Origin of the sequence: Nocardia sp. 852002-20019_SCH5090214 (assembly GCF_001665865.1) — a bacterium.
Lineage (GTDB): Bacteria > Actinomycetota > Actinomycetes > Mycobacteriales > Mycobacteriaceae > Nocardia > Nocardia nova.
This window is the reverse complement of record NZ_LZMK01000009.1, coordinates 33516-58874: the sequence shown is the minus strand read 5'-3', so window position 1 is coordinate 58874 and position 25359 is coordinate 33516. Positions and strand designations below refer to the sequence as shown.

The window sequence follows — 25359 nt, the reverse complement described above, 5'->3', positions numbered from 1 at the left end:
GGGTCGCGGTGGGGGTGTTCCAGGCGCCACTGGGTCTCCAGGACCGTATGGCCGGGTTGATCGGCGTCGACGGGCAGGGTGAAGCGCCAGGCGAAAACATCGTGCTCGGCGAGGTGGTCGTCGACCACGCAGCGCACGGTGTGCACGACGCGGTCGAGCGTTTCCGGTGTGACGTAAACATGGAGTGAAACATCCGAAATTCGTTTCGGCATGTCTGTGTCCTGTTCCGGTGTCGAACCATCGGCGTCGGCAGTTACCGCGGGGAGTCTAACCCCGGATCCCGCTCCGCGGGAGGGCGGCATGCCCGGCGCCGGATTGTTCAGGCGTGGCGGCCGATTCGCACGGGCTCGATACCCCAGGGCGGGGTTTCGATACGTCCACCGGGCAGCAGCACCAGCCGGGGCCGGCCGGACTCCGTGCGGCCCGCGTCGCGATGGGGGTGCAGGGCGAGCAGCAGCGGGACCAGCGTTTCGGCGATCCGATCGCCGACGGCACAGTACTTTTCGCTCGACAATCCCACCGGGTCGGCGATGTTCTCCCGGCCCACCAGCGCGAGATCGTTTCGCGCACTGTCGATCTGGGCGATCGTGCGGGCGCCGGAGACCTTCGTCACCCGGTAGGCCTCGAGCAGTGTGAAGGTCCGCGGCCGGGCGGCCGGAACCAGGTCGATGATGTGGTCGCGGATCTGCTCGGTCATCGCCAGCACGAGGTCCGCGCGCGTGACCATCTCCGGCTTCAACTTGCGTGCTGAGAAGTTGCCGGGATCCGCGCCGAGGCCTGTGATGGTCTGTGCCGCAAGCGGATCGACGCCGAAGCCGACGAGCGCGCGGGTACCGGCGCTCTCGGCGGTCAGGTCGTCGAGACCGTGTTCGGCCGCGACGGCGCGGGTCAGACGTTCGGCGATCACCGAGCGGCAGACGTTGCCGGAGCAGACGAACAGGACGTGCATGACCGATACGGTAGGTCGCCGCGGGCCCCGGCAGAAGCCGAGGACGGCCGAAAACCGCTTATTTAACGCGATGTTCAGCTGCCGGTAGCGCGTCACGTTCGACCGTTTGCCGAATTTTCGCTGACCGGCTGGGCGACGGATGTGGCGCTACGGCTGCCGATCCGTGTCGGAACCCTCGGCGCCGTAAGCGTTTCGATAGTAGGAGGCTTCCTCGACGACCGGGGCGACCGTCGGTTCGGTGCCGAGATGCGCGTTGTCCGCGCCGGCGCGCGTGGCGTTGTCCTGGGCCCGGCCGCGCGCACTGAACAGCGGTCCGCGCATGGACCGGGTCGGAGCGAAGGCGCCCAGCCCGGTGGGCGTGGTCATATCGTCGTACATGGTGTCGATGCCGCCGCGCAGGAAATAGGCCTCGTGCCAGAACCCGGTGCCGCCGGAGTCGCGCAGAAACCGCTGCCACCAGTCGCGATGCGGCTGGGAACGGGTCCAGCGCTCCAGGCTGTCCAGGTCGCGCCAGTATTGGCGGGCGCCCCAGTGCGGCGGAAACAGCGACCAGATGATGTCCTCGTGCCGCAAGAGGCCATCCGGCCGATCACGATGGGAGCGATACAGTTTCGGCCCCAAGCCGAGCAGACGCAACACCCCCCGCGGGGTCCGCACCCGCATCCCCAGATAGATCACCACCAGATCGGGATATCCCGAAAGATCCGCGGTGAGCCGGTTCACCCGCATACGCGCGACCTCCTCCTGCCCGGGGTCGTGTGCACCACCCTACGCGTAGTCACGGGTCATCCTGCCGATTCGGTTCGAATACGACAAAAGCGGCCCGATCGGACCGCCGACGATGGTGCCGAGTGTGGGACTCGAACCCACACGTCCGTGAGGACAACGGTTTTTGAGACCGTCGCGTCTGCCAGTTCCGCCAACTCGGCGCACCGGGAGGAAATGATAGCCGGTGGGTGCCCAGGTTACCGAATCGGTGCCGCGCGGGCGGGTTCCCGCTGGGTAGATGGGTTGTGAGCGAAGTTGAACGGTACGCTTTAGGACACTCGGCGTGCGTGACCGGTGACAGGGTGGGACCGGAGGCGCACATCGGGTGTCGGCATCGGAATATCGAGGGGTCTGTCTATGGGAACGAATGCAGGGGGCGCGGGCGCGAAGCAGGACGCGCCGGCTGCCGCGAAGCGTGTCGTGGTGGCCGAGGACGAGGCGCTCATCCGGATGGACCTTGTGGAGATGCTCTCCGAGGAGGGCTACCAAGTGGTGGGTGAGGCCGGCGACGGCCAGCAGGCGGTCGACCTGGCCGTGGAACTGCGCCCCGATCTGGTCATCATGGATGTGAAGATGCCGCGGCGCGACGGTATCGATGCCGCCGGTGAGATCGCCTCCAAACGTGTTGCGCCCGTAGTGATCCTGACCGCGTTCAGCCAGCGTGACCTGGTCGAGCGGGCGCGCGACGCGGGTGCGATGGCCTATCTGGTGAAGCCGTTCACGAAATCGGATCTGGTGCCCGCGATCGAGTTGGCGGCCAGCCGTTTTCACGAGATCTCGGCGCTGGAACAGGAGGTCGCGAATCTGTCCGACCGCCTGGAGACCCGCAAACTGGTCGAGCGTGCCAAGGGCGTGCTGATGCAGACGCAGGGGCTGTCGGAACCGCAGGCGTTCAAATGGATCCAGCGCACCGCGATGGATCGTCGCACCACCATGAAGGCGGTCGCGGAGGTCGTCCTGGAGAATCTCGCGCCGAAGTCCTGATCGCCCCTGTGGTCGGCCGCGGCTCGCGTGCCGGTCGAGCGCGGGAGTGGTCGGGTCGCGGCCCGCGCCGTCGGCGGGCTCGCTCGTGGGCTTCGGGTGAGCTCCCCGGGCGAACTCCGGCACCGACGCGGGAAAACCGCGGACATCGGCGAGCTTGTGCACGCCTCGCTGTCGGTCCGGTGGGGCGGATGTGGCCGGCGTGAAAGCGGGCACCGTATCCGCGTGTGCGAATTCGAACGCGACACATGTCGGTCCGTGCCCGGTGGCCGGGGATGTCGGTGGATATCCCTAGACTCTGTGCCGTGACTCCAGCCTCCACCGATCAGCGTCAGGGCAGTGTGTCGTCCACCACCGCCGCAGCGGCCGCGCCGAAAGCCGGCAGTACGGCGCCGGGTGCTCCCGGCGAGCGGCCCACGCTGTTGTTGCTGGACGGCCATTCCCTGGCCTACCGCGCCTTCTACGCGCTACCGGCGGAGAACTTCAAAACCGTCACCGGGCAGACCACCAATGCCGTCTACGGCTTCACCGCCATGCTGATCAACCTGCTGCGCGACGAACGGCCCACCCATGTGGCGGCCGCGTTCGACGTCAGCCGGAAGACCTTCCGGGTCGAGGCCTATCCGGAATACAAGGCCAACCGCATCACCACCCCCGACGAATTCCGCGGGCAGGTGGAGATCACCCAGGAGGTGCTGGGAGCGCTCGGCATCCCGGTGATGGCCATCGAAGGCTACGAGGCCGACGACATCATCGCCACCCTCGCGACTCAGGCTGTGCCGCAAGGCTTCCGGGTGCTCATCGTCAGCGGCGACCGGGATTCGCTGCAGCTGGTCAACCCCGACGTCACTGTGCTGTACCCGAAGAAGGGCGTCTCCGAACTCACCCGTTTCACGCCGGAGGCGGTCGAGGAGAAGTACGGCCTGACCCCCGCCCAGTACCCGGATTTCGCGGCCCTGCGCGGCGACCCGAGCGACAACCTGCCCGGCATCCCGGGTGTGGGGGAGAAGACCGCCACCAAGTGGATTCGCGAATTCGGCGATCTGCCCACCCTGGTCGAGCGGGTCGACGAGGTGCGCGGCAAGGTCGGCGACGCCCTGCGCGCGAACCTGTCCAGTGTGGTGCTCAACCGGCAGCTCACCGAGATGGTCAAGGATGTTCCGCTGCCGTACACCCCGGAGCAGCTGGCGCAGCAGCCGTGGGACCGCGACAAGATCCACCGCCTGTTCGACGATCTCGAATTCCGGGTGCTGCGGGACCGGCTGTTCGAGACGCTGGCGCCGCCGGAGCCGGAGGCCGAGAGCGGTTTCGAGATCAGCGGCGGTCCGGTCGCGCCCGGCGCCGTCGCCGACTGGCTCACCGAACACGCGAAAGCCGGTGTGCGCCACGGTGTGTCGATCGTGGGCACGACCACGCCCGTACAGGGGGATGTGAAGGCGATCGCGATCGCCGCCGCCGACGGGGAGGGTGGCTACTTCGACGTGGTCGCGCTGACCCCGGAGGACGAGCTCGCCCTCGGCCGCTGGCTCGCCGACGCCGGCACCCCGAAGGCGGTGCACGAGGCCAAGGCCGCCATCCACGCTCTGCGCGGGCGCGGCTGGCGGCTGGCGGGGCTCACCAGCGATACCGCGCTCGCGGCCTATCTGGTCCGTCCCGGGCAGCGCACCTTCAACCTCGACGATCTGTCGCTGCGGTACCTGTCGCGGGAGTTGCGGGTCGAAGCCGCCGAGGACGCCCAGCTGTCGCTGCTCGACGACGAAGACCAGGTCGACACCGAACTGGCCCAGGCCGAGATCCTGCGCGCCCGCGCGGTGGCCGATCTGGCCGAGGCGTTCGATGCCGAACTCGACCGCATCGAGTCCGTGCCGCTGCTCACCGAGATGGAACTGCCGCTACTGGGCGTGCTGGCCGAACTCGAGCACGCCGGCATCGCTGTCGACTGCGACAAACTGGACGAGTTGCAGCGCGAATTCGCCGACCGGGTGGCCTCGGCCGCGGAGGCGGCCTACGAGGTGATCGGTGAGCAGATCAACCTCGGTTCGCCGAAGCAGCTGCAGGTGGTGCTGTTCGACAAACTGGATATGCCCAAGACGAAGCGGACCAAGACCGGTTACACCACCGATGCCGACGCGCTCGAGTCGCTGTTCGAGAAGACCCAGCATCCCTTCCTCGAACATCTGCTCGCGCACCGCGACGCCACCCGCCTCAAGGTCACCGTGGACGGGCTGCTGAAGTCGGTGGCCGACGACGGCCGCATCCACACCACGTTCAACCAGACCATCGCCGCCACCGGCCGGTTGTCCTCGACCGAGCCCAATCTCCAGAACATCCCGATCCGCACCGACACCGGCCGGCGCATCCGCGACACCTTCGTCGTCGGCCCCGGCTACGAGTCGCTGATGACGGCGGACTACAGCCAGATCGAGATGCGGATCATGGCGCACCTGTCCAAGGACGCGGGGCTGATCGAGGCGTTCAACTCCGGCGAGGACCTGCACAGCTTCGTCGCGTCCAAGGCGTTCGACATCCCGATCGCCGACGTGCACCCGGAGATGCGCCGCCGCATCAAGGCGATGTCCTACGGTTTGGCCTACGGCCTGTCCGCCTACGGACTCTCGCAGCAGCTGCGGATCAGTGCCGAAGAGGCGAAGGCGCAGATGGAGGTCTACTTCTCCCGCTTCGGCGCGATTCGCGACTACCTGCGCGACGCCGTGGATCAGGCGCGCAAGGTGGGCTACACCGAGACGCTGTTCGGCCGCCGCCGCTACCTGCCCGATCTGGATTCCAGCAATCGCCAGCGCCGCGAGGCCGCCGAGCGGATGGCGCTCAACGCGCCCATCCAGGGCACCGCCGCCGACATCATCAAGGTCGCGATGATCAACACCCAGGCCGCCATCGCCGAGGCCGGGCTACGTTCGCGCATGCTGCTGCAGATCCACGACGAACTCGTCTTCGAGGTCGCGTCCGGTGAGCGGGAGGCGCTGGAATCGCTTGCCCGCGAACAGATGTCGAGCGCCATCGACCTGTCGGTACCGCTCGAGGTCTCCGTCGGCGTCGGCCGCAGCTGGGACTCGGCCGCCCACTGACCGGGGCGCCGAAGGCTCCGGCCGGCCCGGTCTCGCGCGGCGTATGGCGCCACAGACGGGGATGTGCCGCGCACGGTGCCCGAAATCGCTCCCGGGCGGTCGGCGCGCGGTCGACCGGCCGCATCGTAGGGTGGCGCGATGGGTGCAGTGGATTGGGATCACAACGCCTTCTACCACCGGACGCTGCTGCGGCAGCTGCCGCGGCGCTGTGAGCGGATCCTCGAAGTCGGTTGCGGGGCAGGCGCTTTGGCGGTCGAGCTGGCGCGGCGTGCCGACCGGGTCGACGCGGTGGACCGCTCGCCGGAGATGATCGAGGCGGCCCGCGATGTCGTCCCGGGCAACGTCGAATGCACCCGAGCCGACATTCTCGAGTACCCGCTGCCGGAAGCCGCCTACGACGCCGTCCTGTCGCTCACCACGCTCCATCACCTGCCCCTGGAACGGGTGCTGCCGCGGCTCGCGCACACGCTGCGGCCGGGCGGGGTGCTCGCGGTGATCGCGCTGCCGCGGGCCGATCCGCTGCGTGAACTGCCCGCGGAGATCGCGGGCGTACTCGGCCATCGCCTCTTCGGTGCGACGTTCGCGATGCTGCGTGCCACGGGCCGCGGCGCCTGGTACGCGCACGAACCCACGCATGCGGTGATGCCGGTCGTGCTCGATCCGCCACTGACCACGCGCGAGGTCGCGCGCCGGGCGGGCGGCATCCTGCCGGGCGCGCGCGTGCGGCGGCTGGTGTTCTGGCGCTATCTGTTGCGGTGGGACAAACCCGGGCAAACTCGGTGACGACACGCCGACCATGTCCGGGGCGCATCCTGTGCACCCGCTGTGGCCTGCATGAATGCGGCGTTCACCACGGCACTGTCCGTTGGGATGCCGTTCACTCGAAAATGTGACGAAGTTACTCGTTGGTTCCGCCGCAATATTGTTGCCATCGACGCGGTGAGTCCATATTCTCGAAGCCGTGCCGAATCCCGCCGCAAGCCACAGCGCCGCGCGCAACGTCGCCGACCGCGACCGCGTGGTGCTCCTTCCGCTTACCGCGATGGTGGCTGCGGCGCGACTTCTCGTAGTACCTCGCCGTAGCGGGAGCTGATTCGGACCGGCCCCCTCGCTGCGGCCGTTACAAGTGTTTGCGCTGGTCCCCTCTGTCATCCGACCAACGACAAAGCTTCGGGAAGACCTAGTCCAATGACGATCACTATCGATACACATGCCTTCATCGCGGCCGCGCCCAAGGGGCTGCGCGCCGAATCCGCCGACCTGACGCCCGCGGAGTTCTACGACCGCTACTGCGCGCACACCGGCCCGGTCAAGCTCAGCGACTGGGCGCGGGCCGAACAGCGGGCGACCTACACCGCGACCATCGAACTGGCCGGACATGCGCGGACCGTGGTGTCCGCGGGCAGCCCGGTCGCCGCGCTGACCTCGGCGCTCTACGACGAGGGCTACCCGGTGGAGATTCTGCAGTTCCACCAGCGGCGTACCGGCGCCGGCACCGCCACCTTCGTGCAGTGCGAATGCAACGGCCGCCGAGGCTGGGGCGCCGCGCTCGCCGGGGACGGGCCGGAGTCGACCGTTCGGGCCATGATCGCCGGCATCAACAAACTCGGGAACTGAGCCGGTTCGGCAACCGAGCCGACACACGAAAACCACAGTGCCGCATCCCCTTTCGTGAAGAATCGGGATGCGGCACCGGTTCGTGCGGGTCAGCCCTGCTGCTGTTCGGCGAGCTGCTTGCGCACCTCTTCCATATCGAGCGCCTTCACCTGGGAGACCAGATCTTCCAGCGCGGCCGGCGGCAGTGCGCCGGGTTGCGCGAAGACCAGGACACCCTCGCGGAAGGCCATGATCGTGGGGATGGAGCGGATGTTGGCAGCGGCGGCGAGGCTCTGCTCGGCCTCGGTGTCGACCTTGCCGTGGACGACATCGGGATGCTGTTCCGAGGATGCCTCGAAGGTGGGCGCGAACGCCTTGCAGGGCCCGCACCAATCGGCCCAGAAATCGACGAGGACGACGTCGTTTCCGGTCACAATCTCGTCGAAGTTCTGCGCGGTCAGGGTCTGGGTGGCCATGACTTCCTCTCGTGTCGTTGTATGCGGTGCAACGCGGGACGTTGTGCATATCTTCCGCGCGGCCGGCGTCCGCGGCTCAACCGTGGACCCCACCCCCTGGGGCGATCGGCCACTCGATCCGCCGATCACCGTCCCACCGCCGAATACCCACCACGGTAGCCGCAAAATCCCGCTCGGCGGCCACCGCGTCGATCGCCGCGGGCCAGTGCTCCGGTTTCAGCCGCCGTGCCAGCGTGACGTGCGGGGTCCACGCGTCCGGGCACATGTTCGCCGGAACGCCGGGGCACGCGTCGACGACCGCCGCGATGCGCCGTTGCATCGTCAGCAGGTCCTCGGTGGGCACCACCAGCCGTACCAGAATCGGATGGCGGGCGCCGAATATCAGCAGCCCGCCCAGTCGGATCGGGAGCGGCCGGAACGGCAGGGCGGCCAGCGTCTTGTCCATCCGGGGCCAGATCTCGCGGGCGACCGCGACGGTGATGTGCGGCCGGTGTTCCGGTGTGGGACTGTGCATTCCGGCCGTGGCCAGCGCACCCCACTGCCGGCGGACCTCGGCCTCCGCCGCCTCGTCGAGTACCAGTTCCACCGACTGCACCATGGTTCAGGCCAACTTACGCGCGCGGGCCGGGCCCGGTGCGCCGATCACGCGAGTTGGAGGGCATGCCGGGCCCGCGGTCGGCTCGACGATCCGGCACCCAATAGGGTGACCCGGTGTGCCGGGCCACGGACCGGCCGGGACGGGGTGGTGCGAGTAGAGGAGTGAGCGCGGTGGATGCGCGGCGGGCGGTGCGGCTCGGGCTGATCGAGGGCGACGGCATCGGACCGGAGGTGGTGCGGGCGACCCGGGCCGTGGTGGACGAGGCTCTCACCGCGGCCGGTGCGGCGACGCCGGAATGGGTCGAGCTGCCGATCGGGCATGCGGCCATCGCCGAATGCGGGGAACCGCTGCCGGAGACCACGCTGTCGGCCCTCGCCGATCTCGATGCCTGGATCCTCGGTCCGCACGACAACGCCTCCTACGCGCCGCATCACCGCATCGGGGCCCCGCCGGGCGGGGCGATCCGCAAACGCTTCGGCCTGTACGCGAATATCCGCCCGGCCCGGGCCTTTCCGGGCGTGCGGGCGGCGGCGAAGGACATCGATCTGGTGATCGTGCGCGAGAACAGTGAGGGCTTCTACGCCGACCGCAACATGTTCGCCGGTTCGGGCGAATTCCGGCCCACCGCCGATGTGGCGATGGCCGTGGCCGTGATCACCCGGGCCGCCTGCGAACGCATCGCGCATCAGGCCTGCACGCTCGCGGCAGCGCGACGCGGCCGGTTGACGATCGTGCACAAGGCGAATGTGCTGCCGATGACGATGGGACTGTTCCGCGAGGTCTGCGCGGAGGTGGCCGCGGGATATTCCGGAATCGAGGTCGACGACGAACACGTCGACGCCGCCGCGGCCCACCTGGTTCGCGCGCCCGGTGACTACGACGTGCTGGTGACCGAGAACCTGTTCGGCGACATCCTCTCCGACCTCGCGGGGGAACTCGCCGGGTCACTGGGCTTGGCGGCCTCGCTGAACTGCTCGGACGACAAGGCGATGGCTCAGGCGGTGCACGGCGCGGCTCCGACGCTGGCGGGGCGCAACCGGGCGAATCCGGGCGCACTGCAACTGTCGGCCGCGATGCTGTTGCGCTGGCTGGGCACCCGCGACGGCGATCCGGCGCTGCTGGGCGCCGCCGACCGGATCGAGCGCGCGGTGGCGGCGACCCTGGCGGCCGGAATCGCCACCGCCGACCTCGGCGGACTGGCCTCGACCAGTGAATTCACCGAGCAGGTCCGGGCTCGCGTGCATCGCCGGTGAATCGGCGTGTACCCCTGCCGCCGGTCGTGGCGCGCATTAACCTTCGGTAACCGACCGGCGCATCTCGTGCCGATCGCCTACATTTTCGAATGGCTGCATTGCTACACGGCGACCCGCTCACGGTGGCGGGTCGCGCGAATACGGAGGGCCGCGTGTCAGTTCGACTCGGCGCCCGCGGGTACATCCTGCGAGCCGCGTGCGTGATCGTCGGTGCGGCGGTGCTGGCAGCGGGATGCGCGGACAACACCGAGGACGAATCGCCCAAGGTGCCCAAGGTGCCGGTGACGAAGGTCGAATCGATCGCCGCGCAGCTGCCGCCGAAGATCGCGCGGGCGGGACGGCTCGTGGTCGGTGTGAACGTTCCGTACCAGCCCAACGAGTACCGGGATCCGCACACCGGACAGATCATCGGATTCGACGTCGATCTGATGGATGCGGTCGCCGCTGTGCTCGGTGTGCGCGCCGACTACCAGGAAGCCGACTTCGAGAAGATCATCCCCGCGATCGAGGCCGGCACCGTCGACGTGGGAATGTCGTCGTTCACCGACAACCTGACGCGGGAGAAGACCGTCGACTTCGTCGACTACTTCTCCGCCGGCATTCAGTGGGCACAGCGCAAGGGCCGTCCGATCGATCCGAACAACGCCTGCGGCAAGAAGGTCGCGGTGCAGCGCACCACGACCGAGGACATCGACGAGATCCCCGCGAAATCGAAGGCCTGCACCGATGTTGGCAAGCCCGAGATCCACAAGATGTCCTACGACGAACAGAGTGCGGCGGCGACCGCCCTGGTCCTCGGCCAGGTCGACGCCATGTCCGCCGATTCCCCGGTCACCGCGTATGCGATCAAGCGCAATCCCGACACCATCGAGGCCGCGGGCCCGGTCTTCGAGGCCGAACCCTACGGCTGGCCGGTACCGAAGGGTTCGCCGCTGGCCCCGGTACTGCAAGCGGCGCTGCAGCATCTGATCGATTCCGGCGTCTACCGCACCATCGCCGAGAACTGGGGCGTGGAGGCCGGTGCGATCACCACCTCGGTCATCAACGGTGCGAAAGGCTGAGTGCACATGTCCGCGCAACCCCCCGCCGTCTCGCAGGCCGGGCCGCCCGAGGCGTCCATGCCGGAGCCGATCGAGGCCGTACCGCTGCGGCGGCCCGGGCGCTGGATCGCCGCAGCGATCCTGCTGATCCTGCTCGGGCTGTTCGTCTACGGCGCCGCCACCAACCCGGCCTATCGCTGGGACACCTACTGGAAGTATCTGTTCGATCGGCGGATTTCCGAGGGGGCGGTGGTCACCCTCGAACTGACCGTGCTGGCGATGGCGATCGGCGTGATTCTCGGCGTGATCCTCGCGGTGATGCGGCTGTCGCCGAATCCGGTGCTGCGGTCGGTGTCGTGGGTGTATCTGTGGATCTTCCGCGGCACCCCGGTATACATCCAACTCGTCTTCTGGGGCCTCTTCCCGGCGCTGTACAAATCGATTCAGCTCGGAATCCCGTTCGGCGGGCCCAGTTTCGTGCAGTGGGATGTGCAGGACTGGTCGCAGCCGTTCATCTTCGCCATGATCGGCCTGGGCCTGAACGAGGCCGCCTACATGGCCGAGATCGTGCGTGCCGGAGTCAATTCGGTGGGTGAGGGGCAGCGCGAGGCGTCGGTGGCGCTCGGCATGTCGTGGGGACAGACCATGCGGCGCACGGTGCTGCCGCAGGCGATGCGGGTGATCATCCCGCCCACCGGCAACGAGCTGATCTCCATGTTGAAGACCACCTCACTGGTCACCGCGATCCCGCTGACCACCGATCTGTACGGCCGCGCCCGCGATATCTACGGCATCAACTTCCAGCCGATTCCGCTGCTGCTGGTCAGCGCGACCTGGTATCTGGCGATCACCAGTGTGCTGATGGTCGGCCAGTTCTATCTCGAGCGGTACTACTCGCGCGGGGTAACGCGGCAGTTGACCGGCCGGCAGCTGCGCGCACTGGCCACCACCCAGCAGACGACGGAGGTCGGCAAATGAGCAGCGCCGTGGCGGCCTCGGCCGATGTTCCGATGATCCGGGCCGAGCGGGTATGCAAGAACTTCGGTGCGTTGCAGGTGTTGCAGGGAGTGTCGCTCGAGGTCGCGCGCGGGCAGGTGATGTGCCTGATCGGCCCGTCAGGATCCGGCAAATCGACCTTTCTGCGTTGCATCAACCATTTGGAACGGGTGAACGCCGGGCGCCTCTACGTCGACGGCGATCTGGTCGGCTATCGCGAGCGCGGGGGCAAACTCTACGAACTGCGTCCGCGGGAGTCGGCTCGCCAGCGCCGCGACGTCGGCATGGTGTTCCAGCACTTCAATCTGTTCCCCCATCGCACCGCGCTGGCGAATGTCATCGAGGCGCCGATCCATGTGAAGAAGCTCTCCCGCGCCAAGGCGGTCGCCCGGGCGCGGGAACTGCTCGATCGAGTCGGCTTGGCGGACAAGGCCGATGCCTATCCGGCGCAGCTGTCGGGCGGCCAGCAGCAGCGGGTCGCGATCGCCCGCGCCCTGGCGATGGATCCGAAGCTGATGCTGTTCGACGAGCCCACCTCGGCCCTGGATCCCGAGCTGGTCGGCGAAGTCCTCACGGTCATGCGCGAATTGGCGCAATCGGGCATGACGATGGTGGTCGTCACGCACGAAATGGGTTTCGCCCGCGAGGTCGCCGACCAGCTGGTGTTCATGGACGGGGGCGTGGTGGTGGAGGCCGGAGATCCGCGCGAGGTGCTGGCGAATCCGCAACACGAGCGAACCCAGGCCTTCCTGTCCCGCATCCTGTAGAACGCTATCGAGGCTCAGTTCTCGTCGAACGCCGTTGCGCGCGAGACCTTTTCCCATTCGCTGATCTCGGCGCGCACGGAGTCGAGGTGTCCGAGCAGCGTGTCGACCGAATCGCTGCCCAGCGGCAGCCGCAACGGGGTGCGCTCGGCCTCGAGTGCGGCGCGGATGGCGGCTGCGGCCTTGACCGGGTCGCCGGGCTGGGTGCCGTCGCCGCCCTCGATCATGCGGCGGGTCTTGCCCGCGGTGTCGGCGTAGACATCGGATTCGGCGCTGAAATAGGCTGCGCCGGAACCGAACAGGCCGGTGCGGAAGGCGCCCGGCTCCACGACGAGCACCCGGATGCCGAACGGCGCCACCTCGTCGGCCAGCGCCTCCGACAACCCTTCCAGCGCGAATTTGGTTGCGCTGTAGGCGGAGAAGCCGGCGAACGACATCTGGCCGCCCACACTGCTCATCATGACGATCGCCCCGCTGCCCTGGGCGCGCATCTGCGGCAGGACGGCGCGGGTGAGCGCGGCGGGACCGAAGACGTGCAGGTCGAACAGGTCCCGCAACTCCCGGTCGGTGGTTTCCTCCACCGCGCCGACCTGGGTGCGTCCGGCATTGTTGACCAGCACGTCGATGCGGCCGTACCGGGCGATCACATCGGTGACGACCGCGTCGACGCGGGCGGTGTCGGTGACATCGAGGGCGACGGCCTCGATGCGATCGGGGTGGGCGGCGACCAGATCGTCCAGCGCGGCGGTGCGGCGGGCGACCGCGACGACGATATCGCCGGCATCGATCGCGTTCTGGGCGATCGCGCGGCCGAAACCGCTACTGGCGCCGGTGATCAGCCAGACCTTGCCTGTGCTCACGGAAACTCTCCTCGGTAGTTCGGGGTACGAGAGAAATCTTTGTCTGTCCCCAGTGGTGAAGTCCAAGGCCTTTCGCCCACCGCGTTCCCGCTCGCCAAACCCGTCCTGCGCCGATCGGGATGGTCCGATCCGTCCGCCGGACTGGGCGACGGGAGCCGCGCATGGTGGCCCCCGCCTCTTCATCGGTGCGCTGTCCTCCGGGGGCCCAGCGCGATCCGCAACTGCCCGAGCAGTACCTTCGCGGCCGGTGCCGCCGGCCGATCCGACCGCCAGACCAGGGCGAGCTGTCCGTACATCTCGGGGTCGGTGATCTCGATCATCCGGACTCCTGCGGCCTCGGCGTGGGCGGCACCGAGGGCCGGTACCACGGCGATTCCCAGTCCTCCGGCGGCCAGCTGAACGAGCAGCGGCGGCGCGGCGGCCTCGAACTCGATCATCGGAGTGAATCCCGCAGCGGCACAGCAACGTTCGAGCACGCCGCGGATTCCGGTGCCTCGTGGCAGGCAGATCAGGGAGCGCTCGCGCAACTCGTCCAGTGCTATCCGGGAGCCGAACGCGTGGTCGTCGCGCGCCACGGCAGCGGCCAGGCGCGTCTCGAAGACGACGTCGGCGGCGAGGCGTTCGTCGAGTTTCTCGCCGGTCAGCCCGACCAGGGCGATATCGAGTTCGCCGTGCGTCAGCGCGGCGAGCATGCGGTCGGTGGTGTCCTCGGTGAGGGTGATGCCGACCTGCGGATGATCGCGGTGGAAGTCCGACAGGACCGTTGCGACGTCGAACTCCTCGGTCGCCGCCCCGGAGATCAGGCCGATTCGTACCTGCCCTCGCAACAATCCGGTGAACTCGTCGACGGTGAAGGAAACCTGTTGTGCCGCTGCCAATGCCGCCCGCGCGTGCGGCAGCACGGCGGCGCCGGCGGCGGTCAGTGTCACGGTGCGTCCCGACCGGTCGAGCAGCGGCTGACCCAATTCCCGTTCCAGCTGCCGGATCTGCGCCGAGAGACCGGGCTGGGCCAGGTGCAGCCGCTGGGCCGCCCGGGTGAAATTGGCCTCCTCGGCGACGGTGACGAAGTAGCGCAGCTGCCGCAGTTCCATAACTACCGATTCTAGTGTCGAGAAGAACTATCTGTTTTACTTCTCATCTGCCCGGCGGCAGAGTTCAGGACATGACGAACTCGAACTTCCCCGCCGAACTGCCCACCGTCACCGGCCCGGTATTCCGTCCGGGTGACGACGGCTACGACGCCGAGGTCTCCGGCTTCCAGACCGCGTATACGCACCGGCCCGATCTGGTCGTCGGTGCGCTCCACGCCGAGGATGTGCGCGCGGCCGTGGAATTCGCCGCCCGGCACCGGCTGCCCGTCGCGGTGCAGGCGACCGGGCACGGGCTCTCGGTGCCGGCCGACGGCGGTGTGCTGATCAGTACGCGCCGGATGACCCAGGTGCGCGTCGATCCGGGCGCCCGCACCGCCTGGGTGGCCGCCGGCGTGCAGGCCGAGGCGCTGATCGCCGCGGCGGTCGCGCACGGTCTGGCGCCGCTGAACGGTTCCTCGCCCTCGGTCGGCGTGATCGGTTATCACCTGGGCGGCGGGCTCGGCATTCTGGCGCGCACCTTCGGCTACGCCGCCGACCGGGTCCGCGTCCTGGAACTGGTGACGGCCGACGGCCGGTTGCGCCGCCTCACCCCGGGCGACGAATTGTTCGGCGCCGCACTGGGTTCGGGCGGCAACTTCGGTGTGGTCACCGGCATGGAAATCGAACTGTTCCCGATCACCGAGGTCTACGGCGGACAGCTCACCTTCGACACCCCGCTGGTGGAACCCGCCCTCGAGGCGTGGCGGCAGTGGACCGCCGAGATCCCCGAGGAGATGACCTCTGCGATCACCATGATGACGATGCCCGATGTCGCGGCGATACCGGAACCGCTGCGCGGGCGCTATCTGGCCACCGTCAACATCGCCTTCACCGGGTCGGCCGCCGATGGTGAGCGGCTGGTCCGGCCACTGCGCGCGGTGGGCGCCCGGATCGCCGACGACCTGCGAACGATGCCCTACATCGACACCCACGGCATCTACCGCGACCCGAATTTCCCGCACGCCTATACCGCGACCAACGCGCTGCTGGCGGATCTGACTGCGGACGCGGCCTCGGCCTTCCTCGATGTCACCGGCCCCGAGGCGCCGGTCGCGGCGGTGGCGGGCTTCCGGCATCTCGGGGGAGCGCTGCGCCGCCCGGGTCCGGCGGGGATCGCGATGGATCACCGGGAGGCCGAATACAACGCGCGCGTCATCACGATGCCGAACTCGGACGGCCCGGATCCGCGCGCCTACCACGATCTGGTCGCGAAGACGTTGGCGCCGTGGACGATCGGCCACAACCTGAACTTCCTCTACGGTGCCGGAGAGTGGGCCGATGAGAACCAGACCCGGGCCGGCTACTCGGCGCGGACCTATGCGCGGTTGCGGGCGCTGAAGTCCGAGTACGACCCGGCCAACCTGTTCCGTTTCAACCGCAACATCCGGCCCGCCTGAGCGGAGTCCGCCGATTGGGCCCCTGGCGTCCGGGATATCTCTGCGCTATCGTCGTGATATCACTTCAATATTGGGAGGATGTCATGTCGCTGCGTCCGGCCTTCCGGCTGAACGGGTTCTTGATGCTGTTGGTGCTGCTGGTGGTCGGCACCGCCGGACTGATCGGCGGGGTCGCCGCCTCCAGCGCCGCCGGTTCGGGCGGGGGCGCCGGTGCGGCGATCGGCGCGGCCGCGGGATACGTGATCTTCGCGGTCGCGGTGATCCTGCTGACCGGGCTCACCACGGTCGGCCCGAACGAGGCCAAGGTGCTGCAGTTCTTCGGCCGCTACGTCGGATCGGTCGCCGACGCCGGCTTCTTCTGGGCCCTCCCGCTGACCACCAAACGGCGAATCTCGCTGCGGGTCCGTAATTTCGAGACGCAGAAGTTGAAGGTCAACGATTTCGACGGCAATCCGGTGGAGATCGCGGCCGTGGTGGTCTACCGGGTCGTGGACAGCTTCAAGTCCGCCTTCGCCGTCGACGACTACGAGGAGTACGTGCAGACCCAGTCCGAGGCCGCGGTCCGGCACCTGGCCACGGTGCACCCCTACGACGCCGCCCCCGACGTGGTGCCCGCGGCCGTGGCGATGACGCCCGCTCTCGCGGGCGCCGACGACCCGGCCCCGACCAGTCTGCGCAACGGCGCCGAGGTCGCCGAGGAACTGACCACCGAACTGCGCGAACGTACCGCGCTCGCGGGTATCGAGATTCTCGAAGCGCGGATCACGCACCTGGCGTACGCGCCGGAGATCGCCCAGTCGATGCTGGTCCGCCAGCAGGCCGCACAGGTGGTGGCCGCGCGCAGCCGCATCGTCGAGGGTGCGGTCGGCATGGTGGGCATGGCGCTGCAGCGGCTGACCGAGGAGGGAATGGTCGACCTGGACGAGGAACGGCGGGCCTCGATGGTGTCGAATCTGCTGGTGGTGCTGTGCGGTGATCGATCCGCCCAGCCCGTCGTCAACACCGGAACGCTCTACTCCTGATGGCCAAGCGCGAGCCCAAGAAGGTGCTCGTCCGGCTCGATCCGGCCGTCCACGAGGCGATAGCCAAGTGGGCGGCCGACGACCTGCGCAGCATCAACGCTCAGATCGAGTTCGCTCTGCGGATGGCGCTCGATCAGGTGGGGCGCTCCCCGCGGCGGTCCGGGGAGACCCCCGAATGAAAACAAACCTGACACCCGTTTCGTCCGATATTTATTACCAGGTGGTCACGCCTTGAACACAAAACGCCCCAGGAAGTGCGAAAAGGTCACAGATGGGTAGCTTGGTTGCGTGCCAATCGTGTTCGAAACCGGGGGACTGCAGCAGCTTGACCAGACCACGTGGGGGAATCCGGCCACCCGTGACATCATCACGCTGAGCTATATCGATCTGGTACCGGACTTACCCGCCCCGCTGGCCGACATCGACACATTGCGCCGCCGCCTCACCGAACTGCAGGCCGAGTTCGGCTGCCTGATCGAGGCACATGCCATCACCGTGGATTCCCAGCCGGCCCTGCTGCGCCTGGAGAAGTTCCCGCTGGCCGATCCGGCGTCCGGACTGGGCTTCACCGCCGGAATCGTCGTGCCTAAGGCCGGATGCAGCGCGATCGTGAAGATCATGTGTCCCGAAACCGGCCGCTCCGGCGTCCGGGAGGCCGCGGTCGTGCCGAAGGTCGGCTTCGCGAACATGTTCCCGCCGCATCCGTACGCGCCCGAGGTCAAGGGCAAGCTGCCCTACAACATCGCCGATGACGCGCGCTGGGATCCGCAGTTCCCGGACCATCCGCTGACCCGCGCGCGGCGCTGGATCACCCACGTCAGCCGGACCGCACGTATCGACCCGCGGTTCGCGGCCCTGCCGCCGTTCGCGGGTCCGGCCGGCGCGGAGGCGTCGAGCGGTAAGGCGGCGCCGACCGGTAAGACACCGCCGACCGGTAAGACACCGCCGACCGGTAAGGCGGAGTCCGCCGCCGCGCCCGCCGCGCCGGTGGCCAAACCCGATCCGGGCAAGACCACGCCCATTCCCGCGCAGAACTCGGTGTCCGACGGCAAGGCGACGGTGGCGCCGCCGCCGCTGCCGCGGGCCGCGCGGGCTAATGCCGCGACGGCTTCTCGGTAACGAAAATGGCTGTGCCGGGGAAGATCTCACCGCGCAACGGGCTCCACTGACCCCATTCGCGCTCGAGCCACTCCGGCCATTCGGGTTCGACGATGTCGAGCAGGATCAGGCCCGCGCCGACGATGTCGCGGACCCGATCGCCGATCGTGCGGTGATGTTCGACGTAGATCGGTTCGTCGTCGGCGTCGACCTCGACGTAGGGCGTGCGGTCGAAGTAGGGGATCGTGGCGCGCAGTCCGTCCGGGCCCGGATCGTCGGGGAAGATCCACCGCATCGGGTGATTGACCGAGAACACCCAGCGCCCGCCCGGCCGCAGCACCCGGGCCACCTCCCGCATCACCCGGCCGGCATCGGCGACGAACGGGACCGCGCCGAACGCCGAACAGGCCAGATCGAACGATTCGTCCGCGAACGGCAGCGCCTCGGCACCGGCCTGCACCAGCGGCACCCGCGGTCCGCCGCGCGCCATGGCCGCGAGTCCGCGGTCGAGCATCGCCCGCGACAGATCCAGTCCGACCGGATGCGCGCCCTGGGCGGCCAGCCAGCGCGAGCACGGCGCCGATCCGCAGCCGATCTCCAGGACGCGCCGCCCGGCGACCTCGCCCAGCAGATGCCAGTCGCCCTCGTGCAACCCCTCCGGGCACCAGACGAATTCTCCGGCCTCGGAGTCGACGCCCAGGAAATCGGCGTGCGTCTCGTGGTACTGCGCGGCATCGGCATCCCACCAGCGCCGGTTGGCGCGTTCGCTGACCGCCGACCCGACGGTCGCGCGGGTCACCCGCGCGGTGCCGAGCAGGGCATTGGCCTGGGCGTGGCGCTCGTCGTCGAGGAGGGCCGGATGCGGGTCGTCGGACATGGTTCGCAGCGTATGGCACGGCCCGGTCCGCGCCCCTGCGGACGCCGTCTCCGATCCGGCCGGCCCGGGCGCGACCGGGGTGCTTACGTCTCCGCCGTGACGGGTACCACACTGTGCGGGAACGGTGTTCGGTGCCGGCCGTATGATCATGGTGCGGGCGGGGGCCCGTGTTTGCTTGGCGTAACTCACGTCGCGTACGCTGTTTCCCGCGAGTGTCTTCGGCATTTGCGTAGCCGCTGTCGGTACTGTAGCGCTCGGTACCGGGCGCAGGGGTTACGGATTTCGGAAGTCGCCCGCGGGCTGTGATTTCGCAGCCGGTGCTGTGAGTTTCTGCAGTGAGTACAGCGTTGTGCTGTGTCGCAGCGATGTGCTGTGCATGGCCGTCAACGTAGTTCCACCGCTGTGACTTCACAGCAAAACCGAGAGTTCCAATGTCCACTACCGACCACAATCCGTCCGGAGCAACCCAACATATGCCCACCACCGTCACCTCGCCGCAGGTAGCCGTCAACGACATCGGCTCCGCCGAGGACTTCCTCGCCGCCATCGACAAGACGATCAAGTACTTCAACGACGGAGATATCGTCGAAGGCACGATCGTCAAGGTCGACCGCGACGAGGTTCTGCTCGACATCGGTTACAAGACCGAAGGCGTCATCCCTTCCCGCGAACTGTCCATCAAGCACGATGTCGACCCGGCCGAGGTCGTTTCCGTGGGCGATGAGGTCGAGGCCCTCGTTCTCACCAAGGAGGACAAGGAAGGCCGCCTGATCCTGTCGAAGAAGCGGGCTCAGTACGAGCGGGCGTGGGGCACCATCGAGGAGCTCAAGGAGAAGGACGAGGCCGTCAAGGGCACCGTCATCGAGGTCGTCAAGGGTGGTCTGATCCTGGACATCGGCCTGCGTGGATTCCTCCCGGCCTCCCTGGTCGAGATGCGCCGCGTCCGCGATCTGCAGCCGTACGTCGGCAAGGAGATCGAGGCCAAGATCATCGAGCTGGACAAGAACCGCAACAACGTGGTCCTGTCCCGCCGCGCCTGGCTGGAGCAGACCCAGTCGGAGGTTCGCAGCGAGTTCCTGCACCAGCTGCAGAAGGGCCAGGTCCGCAAGGGCGTCGTGTCCTCGATCGTCAACTTCGGTGCGTTCGTCGATCTCGGCGGCGTCGACGGTCTGGTGCACGTCTCCGAGCTGTCCTGGAAGCACATCGACCACCCGTCCGAGGTTGTCGAGGTCGGCATGGAGGTCACCGTCGAGGTTCTCGACGTCGACCTGGACCGCGAGCGCGTTTCGCTGTCGCTCAAGGCCACCCAGGAAGACCCGTGGCGTCAGTTCGCCCGCACCCACGCCATCGGCCAGATCGTGCCCGGCAAGGTCACCAAGCTGGTTCCGTTCGGTGCGTTCGTGCGCGTCGAAGAGGGCATCGAGGGCCTGGTGCACATCTCCGAGCTGGCCGAGCGCCACGTCGAGGTGCCGGACCAGGTTGTCGCCGTGGGCGACGATGCGATGGTCAAGGTCATCGACATCGACCTGGAGCGTCGCCGGATCTCGCTGTCGCTGAAGCAGGCGAACGAGGACTACCACGCCGAGTTCGACCCGTCGAAGTACGGCATGGCCGACAGCTACGACGAGCAGGGCAACTACATCTTCCCCGAGGGCTTCGACCCCGAGACCAACGAATGGCTCGAGGGCTTCGACAAGCAGCGGGAAGAGTGGGAAGGCCGCTACGCCGAGGCCGAGCGTCGCCACAAGATGCACACCGCTCAGATGGAGAAGATGGCGGCCGACGCCGCCGCCGAGGCCGCCAACGGTGGTGCCTCCGGTAACTACTCCTCCGAGAGCGGCGCGCAGAGCTCGTCCTCCAGCTCCTCGTCGGAGCCGGCCGGCGGTTCGCTGGCCAGCGACGCGCAGCTCGCCGCGCTGCGTGAGAAGCTGTCCGGCAACGCGTAATTCGCTGAGCTGAAACGAAGGCCCCGGTCCGATGGACCGGGGCCTTCGCCCATCTCCGGGCTACTCGTTCAGCCCCTCGTCACCGCGTCGATGCCGCCGGTCCATTATTCTCGGCGAGGATCTGCCACTGTCCTCTGTCAGCCGGCACGGTCTTGTCGGCCGGCACTGTCCTGTCAACCGGCACTGTTCATTTCACCGACGCGGAAGGTCTCGGCACCGGCATGGGTCTGTTCGACGGCATCAACAGGCGTGATTTTCTGGCGAAGGCCATGGCGGCCGGTGGAGCGGGGGCCCTGGCCGCCTGGGCGAATCCGATCATCGAGCGCGCACACGCGGCCGACCCGGCGGGGATGGGCGGGCTCGGCGATATCGAGCATTTCGTCCTGCTCATGCAGGAGAACCGCTCGTTCGACCACTACTTCGGAACCCTGTCCGGTGTAAGGGGTTTCGACGACCCCTCGCCGGCGTGGAAGCAGTACGGCTACGCGCCCGGCGTCGGGCCCACCGCCGACGGGTTCATCGTCCCGTTCCGGCTCGACACCACCCGTGGCGCGACCCTCGACGGTGAGTGCATCAACGATCCCGATCATTCCTGGGCCGGAATGCACGAGGCGTGGAACGGCGGCCGCAACGACCGCTGGATGCCGATGTCGGTGGCCGGCGTCGGCGCTGCCAACGGTCCGGCGGCCATGGGGTACTACACCCGCGCCGATATTCCGGTTCACCACGAGCTGGCCGATGCGTTCACCCTCTGCGACCACTACCACTGCTCGGTGCTCGGCCCGACCGACCCGAACCGGCTGTACTGGATCTCCGCCACCATCGACCCCGACGGTCTGGCCGGCGGGCCGATGGTGGAGACGCCGACGCTGATCCCGCAGAACGTCTACAGCTGGCGCACCTATCCGGAGAACCTCTCGGAGGCCGGTGTCGACTGGAAGATCTACAACAATCGCGATGTCGGACCGATCTCGTCGGTGATCCTCGACGGCATGATGGGTTGCTTCACACAGGCCGCGGACCCGAATTCCGAACTCGCCAAGCGCGGCAAGGCCCCGGTGTATCCGCAGGACTTCGCCGCGGACGTGGCCGCCGACCGGCTTCCCTCGGTGTCGTGGGTGATCCCGCCGCTGTTCAACTGCGAACATCCCGCGCTGCCACCCGCGTTGGGCGCGGTGGGCATCATGCAGGTGCTCGACATCCTCACCTCCAATCCGAAGGTGTGGGAGAAGACCGCGCTCATCGTGAGCTACGACGAGAACGGCGGCTTCTTCGATCACGTCACCCCGCCGACCCCGCCGCCCGGCACACCGGGGGAGTACCTGACGGTGGACCTCGGCAGGGTGCCGGCGGCCAAGGGGGTCGCCGGTCCGATCGGGTTGGGTTACCGCGTCCCGTGCTTCGTCATCTCCCCGTATTCACGCGGCGGGCTGGTCGCCTCGCAGACCTTCGACCACACCTCGCAATTGCGTTTGCTGGAACGTCGTTTCGGCGTGGAGGTGCCGAATGTGACCGCCTGGCGGCGCAGCGTCACCGGCGATATGACCTCGGCATTCGATTTCGGTTCGACCCCCGATTCCGTGCCGCCGCGAATTAGCGATCCGAAACCGAAATCGGATGCCGCACTCGCGCAATGTGGGCCGAATATCGCGCTCGGTACCGAGGGCAAGGGAATTCCCTATCCGGTGCCGCCGAATGCGATGCCGAGCCAGGAACCGGGCTCGCGCCGGACCCCGAGCGGCTTGGTGTGAAAAACGGGCGGCCCACCGAATCCGCGGTGGGCCGCCGAACGTTCGATGTACTGGTCAGCTCGCCGTGGCGGGAATCCAGCGGGTGACCCCGCCCCGGCTGCGCATGGCCGCGAAGCTGTGCCGCGCCGGGCTGAGCAGGGCGGTCAACCACGAACGGCGATGTTCGGCCAGTGCTGCCGCAACGGCGGGAATCCGAATGCAGTGCACGGTGCCTGCCATACCCAGCCGGTGGCGACCCGACTGGATGTTTGTGGTGCCCAATGATCTTCCTTCGCTAGCTCGGATGGCCTGGATCGCCCGCGGCGAAACAGTAGCGGAACAAAAGTGTGGGGTTGCGGATTTTGCGTGACTTCGAGCCCGGCGTGTCGGAAAGTTGCCGACCCCAGGTCGGTATCGGGCGGAAAAAGTTGCGAATTGATATCACCGGCGTCACGGAATGGGTAATACCGCGTGGTCGAGGTGAAAAGTATTCACGCGGTGGGTAATCAGCCCTATCGCCCCGCGGCCGGGGTGCGGGCGCGGACCGCGGTGGTGGGATGCGAGACTGGGGAAATGTTGCGTATCGGTCTCACCGGAGGCATGGGAGCGGGTAAGTCGACGACCTCGCGGCTGCTGGTGGAATACGGGGCTGTTCTGGTCGACAGCGACGCCATCGCCCGCGAGGTCGTCGAACCCGGCACCGAGGGCCTCGCCGCGCTCGTCGCGGCGTTCGGCCCGGAAATCCTGGCCGAGGACGGCAGTTTGAACCGCCCCGCGCTCGCGGCGGTCGCCTTCGCCGACGAGCAGTCGCGCACGACGCTGAACTCGATCACCCATCCGCTGGTCGGCCGGCGCACGACCGAGCTGATCGCCGCCGCGCCGGCGGACGCGATTGTGGTGCAGGACGTTCCGCTCCTGGTCGAGAACAATCTCGGCGCGATGATGAATCTCGTCGTGGTGGTGATGGCCGACGAACAGACGCGCGTGCACCGGCTCGAGCAGTTCCGCGGCGTGAGCCGCGCGGACGCGCTGGCGCGGATCAAGGCACAGGCCAGCGACGACCAGCGGCGGGCGGCCGCGGATGTCCTGCTGGACAACAACTCCGACGCCGAGGCGCTGGCGCCGCAGGTGCGGGCGCTGTGGGAGCAGCGCCTGGTGCCGTTCGAACACAATGCGCGCACCCGGACCCCGGCGCGCTCGACCGGGGCGGTGCGGCTGGTCGAGCCGGATCCGCAGTGGCCGGCGCAGGCGCAGCGGTTGATCGGCCGGCTGTGGCTGGCCTGCGGTGGCGATGCGCGCCGCATCGATCACATCGGTTCCACCGCCGTGCCGGGGCTGGCGGCCAAGGATGTGATCGACATCCAGATCACGGTCGCCGACCTCGCGACGGCCGACGCACTGCGAGACCGATTGGCACTCGCCGGTTTTCCCCTGGTCGACTCGGTCACCGGCGACAACCCCAAACCGACGCCGCAGGATCCCGCGGGCACCGATGCCGAACTGTGGGCGAAACGTCTGCACGGCAATGCCGACCCCGGGCGGCTCGCCAATATCCATGTGCGCGTGGACGGTTCGCCGGGGCAGCGCTTCGCGTTGGACTTCCGCGACTGGCTGCGCGCCGACGCCGACGCCCGTACCGAGTATTCGGAGATCAAGCGCCGCGGGGAGGCAGAGGCGGCGGGCAAGGTGGGCGACGAGGCCGTCGAGGCCTACCTGTCGGTGAAGGAACCCTGGTTCGACAAGATCTACGAGCGAGTTCCTCGCGCCTGATACAGGCACCACCGGTACCGCGGTCAGTGCGATACGGAGGTGATCCGGTCGATCTCCGCGAGGTCCTCGGCGGTGGGCTGCCACCGCCCGGCCCGGACATTGGCCTCGACCTGTTCGGGCGAGGTGGCGCCGGCGATCACCGAACTCACCGCGGGTTGCGCGGCGAGACCGCCGATGGCGACGTCGAGCACGGTGATCGAACGCTGCGCCGCGAAGTCCTCCAGCTGTTCCACGATGTCGAAAGCCGCGTCCGTGAGTGCGGATTCCCGGCCCCACGCCTGGATCCTGCTGCCTTCGGGCGCGGGCACGCCGCGCTTGTACTTCCCGGTGAGCAGACCGCTCGCCAAGGGGAAGTAGGGGAGCAGTCCGATCCCGTAGTGCTCGAGCGCCGGCACCAGATCGGCCTCGATCCCACGCCGCAGCAGGCTGTACTCGTTCTGCGCGCTGATGAATCGCTCGAGACGGCGCGTGCGTGCGGTCCACTCGGCGTCCGCGGTCTGCCAGCCGGTGAAGTTGGAATGACCCAGGTATCGGATCTTGCCCTCGTGGACGAGATCGTCCAGCGCCGACAGCGTCTCCTCGATCGGTGTCGCCGGATCGGGGCGATGGAGTTGATAGAGATCGATCCAGTCCGTGCGCAGCCGGCGTAGTGACTGCTCGACCGCCCGGCGAATATAGCGGCGTGAGCCACGCGCGCCCCAGTCCTCGCCGTTGTCCCCGCCGAGGCGGCGCACGTCGCTGCCGAACTTGGTCGCGATGACGACATCGTCGCGTGTGCCCTGCAGGATCTCGCCGATTCGCCGCTCCGATTCCCCGTAGGAGTCGGCGGTATCGATCAGGTTGATGCCGTGGTCGAGCGCGGCGTGCAGCACCGCCCTGCTCTGCTCGAGATCGAGCTTCATCCCGAAATTGTTGGTGCCCAGTCCGACGACCGACACCGCGAGCCCCGAGTTCCCGACCCGGCGCAGCGAAGCCGACTCACCCATGGCTCTCCTTGTTCTCGAGGTTGCGTAGCTCGGCCC

The 25359-nt window shown here is 68.1% G+C and carries 24 protein-coding genes, 1 tRNA gene and 1 pseudogene; 15 read left to right on the top strand and 11 right to left on the bottom strand.

Annotation, left to right across the window (positions count from 1 at the left end; all coding sequences use genetic code 11):
- The 4 genes and pseudogenes from A5780_RS00990 to A5780_RS00975 all read right to left on the bottom strand — a co-directional run.
- Positions 1-212 (bottom strand): annotated as a pseudogene (locus A5780_RS00990) (hypothetical protein); the annotation flags it as partial.
- A 107-nt stretch (positions 213-319) separates the two neighbouring features.
- Positions 320-1045, bottom strand: coding sequence for a low molecular weight phosphatase family protein (locus A5780_RS00985; RefSeq protein ID WP_369817544.1), 726 nt, complete (start codon positions 1043-1045; stop codon positions 320-322).
- Positions 1046-1096: 51 nt separating this feature from the next.
- On the bottom strand, positions 1097-1678 hold the full coding sequence (locus A5780_RS00980; protein ID WP_063013012.1) for a phenylacetaldoxime dehydratase family protein: 582 nt from the start codon (positions 1676-1678) through the stop codon (positions 1097-1099).
- Between the two features lie 113 nt (positions 1679-1791).
- Positions 1792-1878 (bottom strand) — tRNA-Leu (locus A5780_RS00975).
- Between the two features lie 196 nt (positions 1879-2074).
- Between A5780_RS00975 and A5780_RS00970 the strand changes: the two genes are divergently transcribed.
- From A5780_RS00970 to A5780_RS00955, 4 genes are all read left to right on the top strand, one after another.
- On the top strand, positions 2075-2701 hold the full coding sequence (locus A5780_RS00970; protein WP_030514623.1) for an ANTAR domain-containing response regulator: 627 nt from the start codon (positions 2075-2077) through the stop codon (positions 2699-2701).
- Positions 2702-3003: 302 nt separating this feature from the next.
- Positions 3004-5784: a DNA polymerase I gene (polA, locus tag A5780_RS00965; protein WP_369829500.1), complete on the top strand. Its 2781-nt coding sequence runs from the start codon at positions 3004-3006 to the stop codon at positions 5782-5784.
- A 138-nt stretch (positions 5785-5922) separates the two neighbouring features.
- Positions 5923-6567 carry a bifunctional 2-polyprenyl-6-hydroxyphenol methylase/3-demethylubiquinol 3-O-methyltransferase UbiG gene (locus A5780_RS00960; protein WP_064907486.1) on the top strand — a complete coding sequence of 215 codons (645 nt, stop codon included), beginning with the start codon at positions 5923-5925 and terminating at the stop codon, positions 6565-6567.
- A 405-nt stretch (positions 6568-6972) separates the two neighbouring features.
- A complete protein-coding gene (locus tag A5780_RS00955) occupies positions 6973-7401 on the top strand; it encodes an alpha-isopropylmalate synthase regulatory domain-containing protein (protein WP_063013019.1) in 429 nt (142 codons plus the stop codon).
- An 89-nt stretch (positions 7402-7490) separates the two neighbouring features.
- Here A5780_RS00955 and trxA read toward each other — a convergent pair whose 3' ends face one another.
- Complete coding sequence (gene trxA, locus A5780_RS00950) at positions 7491-7856, bottom strand: thioredoxin (protein ID WP_030514619.1); 366 nt, start codon at positions 7854-7856, stop codon at positions 7491-7493.
- 76 nt (positions 7857-7932) lie between these two features.
- Positions 7933-8442, bottom strand: coding sequence for a 2'-5' RNA ligase family protein (locus A5780_RS00945; protein ID WP_227463179.1), 510 nt, complete (start codon positions 8440-8442; stop codon positions 7933-7935).
- Positions 8443-8624: 182 nt separating this feature from the next.
- On the opposite strand from A5780_RS00945, the gene A5780_RS00940 reads away from it, so the two are divergent.
- The 4 genes from A5780_RS00940 (at position 8625) to A5780_RS00925 (ending at position 12510) form a co-directional block, all read left to right on the top strand.
- Positions 8625-9707: an isocitrate/isopropylmalate dehydrogenase family protein gene (locus tag A5780_RS00940; protein ID WP_064904700.1), complete on the top strand. Its 1083-nt coding sequence runs from the start codon at positions 8625-8627 to the stop codon at positions 9705-9707.
- Between the two features lie 152 nt (positions 9708-9859).
- Positions 9860-10768: an ABC transporter substrate-binding protein gene (locus A5780_RS00935; protein ID WP_227463180.1), complete on the top strand. Its 909-nt coding sequence runs from the start codon at positions 9860-9862 to the stop codon at positions 10766-10768.
- Between the two features lie 6 nt (positions 10769-10774).
- Complete coding sequence (locus A5780_RS00930) at positions 10775-11725, top strand: amino acid ABC transporter permease (protein WP_063013085.1); 951 nt, start codon at positions 10775-10777, stop codon at positions 11723-11725.
- Entirely contained in the window at positions 11722-12510 is a 789-nt protein-coding gene (locus A5780_RS00925; RefSeq protein ID WP_063013023.1) for an amino acid ABC transporter ATP-binding protein, read from the top strand. The genes A5780_RS00930 and A5780_RS00925 overlap by 4 nt, the downstream gene beginning before the upstream one ends.
- Positions 12511-12524: 14 nt before the next feature.
- Here the strand turns inward: A5780_RS00925 and A5780_RS00920 are convergent, their stop codons facing one another.
- Together A5780_RS00920 and A5780_RS00915 are read right to left on the bottom strand one after the other, a co-directional pair.
- Positions 12525-13367, bottom strand: a complete 843-nt coding sequence (locus A5780_RS00920; protein ID WP_064904641.1) for an oxidoreductase — start codon at positions 13365-13367, stop codon at positions 12525-12527.
- Between the two features lie 179 nt (positions 13368-13546).
- Positions 13547-14458 (bottom strand): LysR family transcriptional regulator, encoded by a 912-nt coding sequence (locus tag A5780_RS00915; RefSeq protein WP_064904639.1) that lies wholly within the window; start codon positions 14456-14458, stop codon positions 13547-13549.
- 71 nt (positions 14459-14529) lie between these two features.
- On the opposite strand from A5780_RS00915, the gene A5780_RS00910 reads away from it, so the two are divergent.
- From A5780_RS00910 to A5780_RS00895, 4 genes are all read left to right on the top strand, one after another.
- Positions 14530-15894, top strand: coding sequence for an FAD-binding oxidoreductase (locus A5780_RS00910; protein ID WP_064907485.1), 1365 nt, complete (start codon positions 14530-14532; stop codon positions 15892-15894).
- A gap of 83 nt (positions 15895-15977) precedes the next feature.
- The gene (locus tag A5780_RS00905; RefSeq protein WP_064904635.1) at positions 15978-16916 is read left to right on the top strand and encodes an SPFH domain-containing protein; all 939 of its coding nucleotides are present in this window, start codon (positions 15978-15980) and stop codon (positions 16914-16916) included.
- On the top strand, positions 16916-17095 hold the full coding sequence (locus A5780_RS00900; RefSeq protein ID WP_030514608.1) for a hypothetical protein: 180 nt from the start codon (positions 16916-16918) through the stop codon (positions 17093-17095). Before A5780_RS00905 ends, A5780_RS00900 begins: the two co-directional genes overlap by 1 nt.
- Positions 17096-17204: 109 nt before the next feature.
- On the top strand, positions 17205-18035 hold the full coding sequence (locus A5780_RS00895; RefSeq protein ID WP_064907484.1) for a hypothetical protein: 831 nt from the start codon (positions 17205-17207) through the stop codon (positions 18033-18035).
- On the opposite strand, the gene A5780_RS00890 is transcribed toward A5780_RS00895, so the two are convergent.
- Entirely contained in the window at positions 18010-18891 is an 882-nt protein-coding gene (locus A5780_RS00890; protein ID WP_064907483.1) for a class I SAM-dependent methyltransferase, read from the bottom strand. The two genes, A5780_RS00895 and A5780_RS00890, sit on opposite strands and share 26 nt — an antisense overlap.
- 473 nt (positions 18892-19364) lie before the next feature.
- Between A5780_RS00890 and rpsA the strand changes: the two genes are divergently transcribed.
- Together rpsA and A5780_RS00880 are read left to right on the top strand one after the other, a co-directional pair.
- Positions 19365-20837 carry a 30S ribosomal protein S1 gene (gene rpsA, locus A5780_RS00885; RefSeq protein WP_063013039.1) on the top strand — a complete coding sequence of 491 codons (1473 nt, stop codon included), beginning with the start codon at positions 19365-19367 and terminating at the stop codon, positions 20835-20837.
- A 221-nt stretch (positions 20838-21058) separates the two neighbouring features.
- Entirely contained in the window at positions 21059-22588 is a 1530-nt protein-coding gene (locus A5780_RS00880) for a phospholipase C (protein WP_064904694.1), read from the top strand.
- A 54-nt stretch (positions 22589-22642) separates the two neighbouring features.
- On the opposite strand, the gene A5780_RS39700 is transcribed toward A5780_RS00880, so the two are convergent.
- Positions 22643-22849, bottom strand: a complete 207-nt coding sequence (locus A5780_RS39700) for a hypothetical protein (RefSeq protein WP_146098606.1) — start codon at positions 22847-22849, stop codon at positions 22643-22645.
- 291 nt (positions 22850-23140) lie between these two features.
- Between A5780_RS39700 and coaE the strand changes: the two genes are divergently transcribed.
- On the top strand, positions 23141-24337 hold the full coding sequence (coaE, locus tag A5780_RS00875; protein ID WP_064907490.1) for a dephospho-CoA kinase: 1197 nt from the start codon (positions 23141-23143) through the stop codon (positions 24335-24337).
- A 23-nt stretch (positions 24338-24360) separates the two neighbouring features.
- Here coaE and A5780_RS00870 read toward each other — a convergent pair whose 3' ends face one another.
- Positions 24361-25323 carry an aldo/keto reductase gene (locus A5780_RS00870; protein WP_064907482.1) on the bottom strand — a complete coding sequence of 321 codons (963 nt, stop codon included), beginning with the start codon at positions 25321-25323 and terminating at the stop codon, positions 24361-24363.
- Positions 25324-25359 lie beyond the last annotated feature (36 nt).

What these genes read in the sequence shown, in the direction of transcription:
- A5780_RS00980 (WP_063013012.1), bottom strand. Translation starts at nt 1,678, where the DNA reads ATGCGGGTGAACCGGCTCACCGCGGATCTTTCGGGATATCCCGATCTG.
- A5780_RS00970 (WP_030514623.1), top strand. Translation starts at nt 2,075, where the DNA reads ATGGGAACGAATGCAGGGGGCGCGGGCGCGAAGCAGGACGCGCCGGCT.
- A5780_RS00960 (WP_064907486.1), top strand. Translation starts at nt 5,923, where the DNA reads ATGGGTGCAGTGGATTGGGATCACAACGCCTTCTACCACCGGACGCTG.
- A5780_RS00955 (WP_063013019.1), top strand. Translation starts at nt 6,973, where the DNA reads ATGACGATCACTATCGATACACATGCCTTCATCGCGGCCGCGCCCAAG.
- trxA (WP_030514619.1), bottom strand. Translation starts at nt 7,856, where the DNA reads ATGGCCACCCAGACCCTGACCGCGCAGAACTTCGACGAGATTGTGACC.
- A5780_RS00930 (WP_063013085.1), top strand. Translation starts at nt 10,775, where the DNA reads ATGTCCGCGCAACCCCCCGCCGTCTCGCAGGCCGGGCCGCCCGAGGCG.
- A5780_RS00925 (WP_063013023.1), top strand. Translation starts at nt 11,722, where the DNA reads ATGAGCAGCGCCGTGGCGGCCTCGGCCGATGTTCCGATGATCCGGGCC.
- A5780_RS00915 (WP_064904639.1), bottom strand. Translation starts at nt 14,458, where the DNA reads ATGGAACTGCGGCAGCTGCGCTACTTCGTCACCGTCGCCGAGGAGGCC.
- A5780_RS00910 (WP_064907485.1), top strand. Translation starts at nt 14,530, where the DNA reads ATGACGAACTCGAACTTCCCCGCCGAACTGCCCACCGTCACCGGCCCG.
- A5780_RS00905 (WP_064904635.1), top strand. Translation starts at nt 15,978, where the DNA reads ATGTCGCTGCGTCCGGCCTTCCGGCTGAACGGGTTCTTGATGCTGTTG.
- A5780_RS00900 (WP_030514608.1), top strand. Translation starts at nt 16,916, where the DNA reads ATGGCCAAGCGCGAGCCCAAGAAGGTGCTCGTCCGGCTCGATCCGGCC.
- A5780_RS00890 (WP_064907483.1), bottom strand. Translation starts at nt 18,891, where the DNA reads ATGTCCGACGACCCGCATCCGGCCCTCCTCGACGACGAGCGCCACGCC.
- rpsA (WP_063013039.1), top strand. Translation starts at nt 19,365, where the DNA reads ATGCCCACCACCGTCACCTCGCCGCAGGTAGCCGTCAACGACATCGGC.
- A5780_RS00880 (WP_064904694.1), top strand. Translation starts at nt 21,059, where the DNA reads ATGGGTCTGTTCGACGGCATCAACAGGCGTGATTTTCTGGCGAAGGCC.
- coaE (WP_064907490.1), top strand. Translation starts at nt 23,141, where the DNA reads ATGTTGCGTATCGGTCTCACCGGAGGCATGGGAGCGGGTAAGTCGACG.
- A5780_RS00870 (WP_064907482.1), bottom strand. Translation starts at nt 25,323, where the DNA reads ATGGGTGAGTCGGCTTCGCTGCGCCGGGTCGGGAACTCGGGGCTCGCG.